The sequence below is a fragment of the Endothiovibrio diazotrophicus genome, assembly GCF_054657215.1.
In genome coordinates this window covers 20,185-27,099 of the sequence record NZ_BAAHXB010000079.1, presented here as the reverse complement: position 1 = coordinate 27,099, position 6,915 = coordinate 20,185, and the positions used below count along the sequence as shown (strand labels likewise).

At 68.4% G+C, this 6,915-nt stretch carries 7 protein-coding genes; 4 read left to right on the top strand and 3 right to left on the bottom strand.

The window, feature by feature from the left end:
* Nucleotides 1-83 precede the first annotated feature (83 nt).
* Entirely contained in the window at nucleotides 84-353 is a 270-nt protein-coding gene (locus ACYQ2W_RS17770) for an AbrB/MazE/SpoVT family DNA-binding domain-containing protein (RefSeq protein ID WP_459870064.1), read from the top strand.
* On the top strand, nucleotides 350-745 hold the full coding sequence (locus tag ACYQ2W_RS17765; protein ID WP_459870061.1) for a type II toxin-antitoxin system VapC family toxin: 396 nt from the start codon (nucleotides 350-352) through the stop codon (nucleotides 743-745). Before ACYQ2W_RS17770 ends, ACYQ2W_RS17765 begins: the two co-directional genes overlap by 4 nt.
* 277 nt (nucleotides 746-1,022) lie before the next feature.
* Here the strand turns inward: ACYQ2W_RS17765 and ACYQ2W_RS17760 are convergent, their stop codons facing one another.
* The 3 genes from ACYQ2W_RS17760 to ACYQ2W_RS17750 form a co-directional block, all read right to left on the bottom strand.
* Nucleotides 1,023-2,363: a cation:proton antiporter gene (locus ACYQ2W_RS17760; protein WP_459870058.1), complete on the bottom strand. Its 1,341-nt coding sequence runs from the start codon at nucleotides 2,361-2,363 to the stop codon at nucleotides 1,023-1,025.
* A 25-nt stretch (nucleotides 2,364-2,388) separates the two neighbouring features.
* A complete protein-coding gene (locus ACYQ2W_RS17755) occupies nucleotides 2,389-3,213 on the bottom strand; it encodes an N-formylglutamate amidohydrolase (protein WP_459870055.1) in 825 nt (274 codons plus the stop codon).
* Nucleotides 3,214-3,478: 265 nt separating this feature from the next.
* Nucleotides 3,479-4,288: a transglutaminase-like domain-containing protein gene (locus ACYQ2W_RS17750; protein WP_459870052.1), complete on the bottom strand. Its 810-nt coding sequence runs from the start codon at nucleotides 4,286-4,288 to the stop codon at nucleotides 3,479-3,481.
* A gap of 426 nt (nucleotides 4,289-4,714) precedes the next feature.
* On the opposite strand from ACYQ2W_RS17750, the gene ACYQ2W_RS17745 reads away from it, so the two are divergent.
* Together ACYQ2W_RS17745 and ACYQ2W_RS17740 are read left to right on the top strand one after the other, a co-directional pair.
* Nucleotides 4,715-5,371: a response regulator gene (locus ACYQ2W_RS17745; protein ID WP_459870049.1), complete on the top strand. Its 657-nt coding sequence runs from the start codon at nucleotides 4,715-4,717 to the stop codon at nucleotides 5,369-5,371.
* Nucleotides 5,372-5,685: 314 nt separating this feature from the next.
* Nucleotides 5,686-6,900, top strand: coding sequence for a sensor histidine kinase (locus ACYQ2W_RS17740; protein WP_459870047.1), 1,215 nt, complete (start codon nucleotides 5,686-5,688; stop codon nucleotides 6,898-6,900).
* The last annotated feature ends 15 nt before the right edge of the window (nucleotides 6,901-6,915 follow it).

Sequence of the window (6,915 nt, the reverse complement as noted above, 5' to 3'; positions counted from 1 at the left end):
TCCTATCCTTGGCCGGCATTGGACTTACGCTTTCCGCTATCCTATCGTCTTACCAACAAACTTACCGATAGCGGATATGCCTCATGGACACCGTCAGACTCTCCACCAAAGGCCAGATCGTCATCCCAAAGGAGCTTCGCGAAAGCCACCACCTGTTCGCGGGAACGGAGTTCGCCATCCAGGTGGTAGGTGGGGAAATTCGCCTTCGTCCCATCCCCGCCTTCCCACCGATCGACGTGAATGATGGGAAAGGGCTTCTCTCCCGCAGCGCCCGCCATCGACTGAGCGACAACGAAGCGGAGGAGGCCATCGGCAGGATGCTGGCCGACGCCGATGAGGCGACCAAAGGGTGATCGCCCTCGACACCAACATCCTCGCCCGCTACCTCCTCAACGACGACCCCGAACAAGCCGAAGCGGCGACCCGCCTGCTTTCGCGGAAAGAGACCTTCACCGCGCCCCCGACGGTCCTGCTCGAACTGGCCTGGGTACTCAAGGTGAACGGCTGCGAGCGGGACGATATTGCCAAAGGGCTACGCGCCCTGCTCGGCCTACCCAACTTCAGGCCCAAGGCATTCGAGGCCATCTGCTACGCCCTCCATTGGTTCGAGCAGGGGATGGATTTCGGTGACGCCCTCCACTTGGCGCTGAGTGACGACGAGACCTTTTTCACCTTCGACAAGGCGCTCGGTAAACATGCGGCGAACCTGGGAGCCGTTCCGCCGGTGAAGGTATTGGCGAAGTAGAACACCCCGGAAAAACTTCCGAAAAAAGTAGATCAACAACGAGGACCCGTAGCGGATGGACCCCATTACCCCCGGCATAATTTCCGGCCTAATCGCCAACGCCATCACCCACGCAGCGACCCAGACGGGTCGCAGCGCGCAACTCCTCCACCTCAATTGTTGAACAAACAGTCCAGATGCCCGGCCATCCGATCCCTCGTCCCTCTGTGGCGCTATCGACTCGCCCCCGACGACTCCACGCCATTCCCTGACGAGGCGCTTCGTTCCCCGCGGCGGATCAATCCTGCGCCACCTTCCGTCTCCAGTACTGCCGCATCATCGGCCGCACCGAGATGCCGTGCACGATGATCGACGCGGTGACCGCCGCCAGCGTGATGGCGACGATCGGCTCGACGAAGGCGCGGGGAAGGCCGTGGTTGATGGCGAACATCAGGTAGTAGACCGAGCCGATGCCGCGGATGCCGAACCAGGCGATCATCACGCGCTGGTCGGCGGAGACGGGGGCGCCGAGCAGGCCGAGCCACACCGAGGCCGGACGGATCACCAGGAACAGCAGCGCGAGGAACGCTACCGTCCCGGCGGGAGGGGCGGCGAGGGGCAGCATGGCGCCGACCACCAGCACGATGGCCAATTCGGCGATCCGCTCCATCTGCTCGTTGAAGCCGCGCACCGCCTGCATCATGTAGGCGCTGGCATGATCGGGGTGGGTGGCATCGCCGCTGCGGGCGAGGCATCGATCGTTCGCCGGCCCGTCCGCCGGCCCGTCCGTCGGCGTCGGACCCGCCTCGGCGGGGTCGTGAGCCCGGCCGGACGACTCCTTCACCCGCTGTAGCGCGATACCGGCGGCGAGCACGGCGAGAAAGCCGTACCCGTGGCAGAGCACCGCGGTTCCGTAGGCGAGTCCGATGAGTCCCAGGGCGAGGAATTCGTCCAGGCCGACCGACTCCTGATGGCGGGCGCGCAGAAAGACCACCAGCCGACCGATCAGCAGGCCGAGCAGCCCGCCGATCAGCAGGCCGGCCGCGGTCGCCCAGAGCACGTCCAGCACCAGCCAGCGCCAGCCCCACGTCCCCAGGTCATGTACGCCGAGCAGCCCCAGGCCGAGCATCACGAAGGGGAAGGCGGCCCCGTCGTTGAAGCCGCCCTCGCCGGTCAGGCTGAAGCGCAGGCGATCGCGATCCCCCGACGACTCCACCTGGACCGATGAGGCGAGCACCGGATCGGTGGGGGCGAGGATCGCCCCCAGCAGGATCGCCGCCCCCGGCGGCAGCCCGAGCCCCCATGCCGCCGCCAGCGCGATCAGCCCGACGGTCACCGTCATCGACACGAAGGCCAGCCGCAGCGGCAGCAGCCAGTGACGGTTCGACAGCGGCAGCCCCAGCTTCAGGCCGACGGAGAACAGCGAGATCAGCACCGCCACCTCGGCGGCCCGCTCCAGCAAGGCGGCGTCCTCCAGCGGGCGAGGCGTCAGCGCCGCCCAGCCGAGGGGCCCGAGGAGGAGGCCGGCGGCGAGATAGAGCATGGCGGTGCTCAACGGCAATCGCTTGAGCAGGGTGCCCGACAGCACCATGGCGATCAGCAGGACGCCGATGACCAGAGACCAGATCGCGAAGGTCATCTCGCTTCACGGGGAATTGGCTGCCTCAATGGACGGAATCCGACGGTTCGCAGGAGAGCAGCGGGGGGAGAAACGCCGCCTCGATCCGGCGGTAGGCCTCCTCCAGCCGGGCGGCCCAGCGCGCCGCCCCGGCGGTGGTCCGAACGCTGTCCTGACGGATCTCGATCATCGCGTGGGGGAGTCCGCGCCCCTCGCCGTGCAGCGGCAGCGAGTAGTCGATCCGCGGCTCGATCCGGTAGGGGTCGTTGTCGCCGACCACGATTTCGCTGTCGCGGGCGAGGGCGGCGAGCAGCAGTTCGGCAAGCCGGTGGTCGCGGCCGTAGGCGATGCCGACCGACCACGGACGGTACAGGCCCTGGAGGTTCGGGGAGAAGCTGTGGATGCTGAGCAGCACGGTGGGGCGATCGCGGCGCTCGTCGAGGAGCCGGGAAATGGCCTGATGATAGGGTTCGAACAGGCCCCGGATGCGCAGCGCCCGTTCGCTGGCCGGCAGGTGGCGGTTGCCGGGAATCGGCACGCCGGCGCTCTGTTCGGCGATCGACTCGACGCTGCTGGGGGGGCGGTTGCAGTCGATCACCAGGCGTGAGTAGCCGCTCAGCACCAGGGGGGCATCCAGCTGCCGCGAGAGCCGTCGCGCCACCTCCGCCGCGCCCGGATCCCAGCCGATGTGCCCGCTCAACTGGCGGGGATCGAGGCCGAGGATGCCGAGGCGCCGCGGAACGCGGTGGGAGGCGTGGTCGCACAGCAGCACCACGCTGCCGAGGCCAGCCGGGTTGACCACCTCCACCGCGGGCGGCTCGTCGGGCCCCGGCAGGGGCGATTGGGCGGGATGGCGGTCGTCGCGGGCCATTAGTGTACTGCCCCGCAATTAATGGCCCTTTCAGCGCCCCCCAGAGACGCCAGGGCAAGGCGCGGCGCGCAGGCAATGGCGAGTCCTTGGCAAGCGTCGCAACGCCGGCCTGGCGTCTCTGGGGGGCGCCCTGCGGGCGAGCCGCCAAGCGGCCATCCGCGGCGTTGCGGTCTCTTGAGGCAGGGCGGCTGCCCCGGCGAGCCCGCGCCTTGCGGCTGACCGCTTGGCGACTCGCTGAAAGGGCCATTAATTGCGGGGCAGTACACTAGCCGGCCACCTCGTCGGTCCACACCTTGAAGCCCTTGAGGGTGTTCGGTCCGAAGGCGTTGCTGATCGGCACGTCGGCCGCGTCGCGCCCCTGGGCGATCAGCACCCGGCCGATGCGCGGTGTGTTGTGGCGCGGATCGAAGGTGTGCCAACGCCCGCCCAGGTAGACCTCGAGCCAGGCGGAGAAGTCCATCGGCTCCGGCGCGGGGGGGACGCCGATGTCCCCCAGGTAGCCGGTGCAGTAGCGGGCCGGGATGTTCAGGCAGCGGCATAAGGCGATCATCAGGTGGGTGAAGTCGCGGCACACCCCGGTCCGCTCGTTGAAGGCCTCCAGGGCGGTCTTGCTGGGGCGCGCGAAGGGGTAGCCGAAACGCAGGTGGGCGTGGACGAAGTCGCACACCGCCTGCACCCGCGGCCAGCCGAGCGGGGTGCCGCCGAACTGCTTCCAGGCGAACTCGGAGAGGCGGTCGGTCTCGCAGTAGCGGCTCCCCTGGAGGTAGACCAGGGTCTCCGGCGGCAGCGCCTCCACCGCGTGCTGGATCGCCGCCGGCTCGACCGCGTCGGCCAGACCGCTGTCGCGGATGGTGGCGTCGGCGGTGATCAGCAGGTCGCCGGGCGGCGCCACGATGCGGCTGCACCAGTTGCCGAAGCCGTCGCGGTAGCCGCTGATCGGGAGCGCCGGGCGGGTGACGATGTGGTCCGGGGCGAGCAGGTCGGAGACCCGGCTGTAGTGGACGTTCAAGGTCAGGATCAGCGGCGTCGGCTGCGGGCAGGCGTAGATCAGTTCGTAACCGATGCGGATCTTCATCGCGGCCTTCCTCCGTCGGGCGCGGTGGCGGGCGTCAGCGGTCGGCCATCTCGGGTACGGCGCCTTGCGGCTCCATTCTGTGTCGGCATCGGTGGGGCGCTCCGTGGGGGGAAGGTTGTGCCGGACGCCGGGGACGGCGGGGACACAAACGGGGGTGGGGGCTCGCTGGCTCAGGGTAATCGGCCGGGCCGATGGGGTCTGTGCGGCGTCGCACAGAGCGTGAAGATGCGGAGGTCCCGGCGGCCTGCTTGCCGGGCTGGGGGGATGCGGAAGGGATACCTTACACCAAACCCGCGGCGTCCGCGGCCCCGGCTCCGGTGGCCGAGGGAGAGGCGGAGCCCGAGGGGTGTGAGCGGTGCGCAAGCGGCCGTATTGGACTAGGCTTGCCGCCTGGACGGATCCCGAATCGACTCACACGGCGTGCTCATGACCCACCCCATCCGGTTACTCATTGCGGACGATCACCAGATGATGCGCGACGGCCTGCGCGCCATCCTGGCGCGCGAGGGAAACATTGAGGTGGTCGGCGAGGCCGCGTGCGGCCACGAGGCCGTGGAACTGGGCTGCGCCCTCTCCCCAACGGTGGTGATCATGGACATCGGGATGCCTCGCCTCAACGGCATCGAAGCGACCCGCAGGCTCCTCCTCCACGCCCCCGCGGTGCGGGTCGTGATGCTCTCCATGCACGGCAACAACGAATACCTCCGGCGGGCCCTGCGGGCGGGCGCGCGAGGCTATCTGCTCAAGCAATCGGCCGGACGCAACGTGGTCAAGGCGGTCAACGCCGCCGCCCGGGGCAAGCGCTACCTGGATCCCCAGCTCGCCGACGGGGTCGCGGAGGAGTACCTCAACGACCTCCCCGGTCCGGCAGAGCCGACGCCACTGGAAAGCCTCAGCAGCCGCGAGCGCGAAGTGCTCCAACTGGTGGTCGAGGGATACTCCAGCAAACGAATCGGTGAACTCGCCCACCTCTCACCCAAGACCGTGGAGACCTATCGGGCACGCATCATGCGCAAGCTGGGGCTGCATACCCTGACCGCCCTCATCCGCTTCGCGATCGAGCACGGGATGGCGGGGGGCTAGGAGGCTGTCGGACTTAGGATGAATCGGCCGCGGAAGCGGGATAGCGGCCCTGCCCTCCCGCAGCTCGATCCCCCTAAGCCCGACAGCCTCCTAGTGAATCGCCTCATACCGATTGTCGTGAACTCCCGACAGACGTCGTGGAAGACATCCTTGATCCTGATAGGTGTGATTTCCGGCATGTTCCTCCATCGCTAGACCCGCTCGGCGGGGCGCGAGCGGCTCACTCCCCCCCTTGTGGCGCCACGCCAAGGAAGGCCATCGCCATCACCGACATTCCCTCCCAAGGCAACGCCCATGAGCAGGCCCGGCATGTGATGCGCGGGTTCGCGGGCGGCATTGCGGCCAGATTCCATGGGTATTGGTCAGGGGCGCTACGCCGCCTCTGCTTCCGCCACCTCCGCCGCCTCCGCCGCGGCCGCCCGCTTCCCGGTGACGATCAGGTCCACGCCGCCTTGACCACACTGGCCGATCTGGTCGAGGTCTACCGCGGTCTCGCCGACGACCTTCCCGGCATGGTCTACCGCGCGGGCGCCGACTGGCGACCGACCCTCGTGCACAACAGCGTGGCCCTGTGCGGTTACACCTCGGGGGAGCTGTGCAGCGGCGCCGTGTGCTGGTTCGATCTGATCGTCGCCGAGGATCGGGTGGAGCGGCCGAGCCATGCCGGCCTTCAGGTCCGCGAGTACCGGATCAGGACCAAGGGCGGCGAGGTCTGCTGGGTGGAGGAGCGGACGCGCTCGTTCTCCTCCCGCGAAGGGGTCTTCGCCGGGGTGAGCGGCGTGGTGATGAATATCGACACGCGCAAGGCGACGGAATTGGCGTTGCGCGAGGCGCGGGACCACGCGGGATTGCTGGCGCGGCGCCAGATCCACGCGGAGGAGCGGGAGCGGGAGCGCATCGGCCGGGAACTCCATGACCGGGTGGGGACGGAGCTCTCGGTGCTGGGCATCAGTCTGGCGATCCTCGAACAGGAGCTGACGGCGGATCACGGCGTGGCCGCCGCGGCGCGGATCGGCGGGATGACGGATCACCTGGAGCGAATATCCGCGACCATCGGTGAACTGGTGGACACCTTCGATCCGACGACGGTCAACGAACTCGGCCTCGATGAGGGACTGCGTGCCTACGCTGCCGATCTGTCGCAGCGCTGCGGGATCGGAATCCGCGTGGTCGGGCACGCCGCCACGTCCCTCTCGGGTGAAGCGCGTCTGGTCCTCTTCCGCATCGCGCAGGAGGCCGTGATCAACAGCTGCAAGCATGGCGCCCCCTCCGAGGTCACGCTCACCCTGGACCGGTTGAACGGGCGATCCCGGATGTCGATCAGCGACGACGGATGCGGCTTCGTGCCCGACGGCGCCGCGTCATCCTGCGGAAACCAACACGGATTGGGCTATATGCGCGATCGCGCGACGACGATCGGGGCGCGGCTCACGGTGGAGTCCGCGCCCGGACACGGCACCCGTGTGACGGTCGAGCTGGACCATCCCGGCCCTGCACGACGCGGCTCGGTGCGTCGTCCTTTCCTCTAGCCGCTTGTCCCAGTT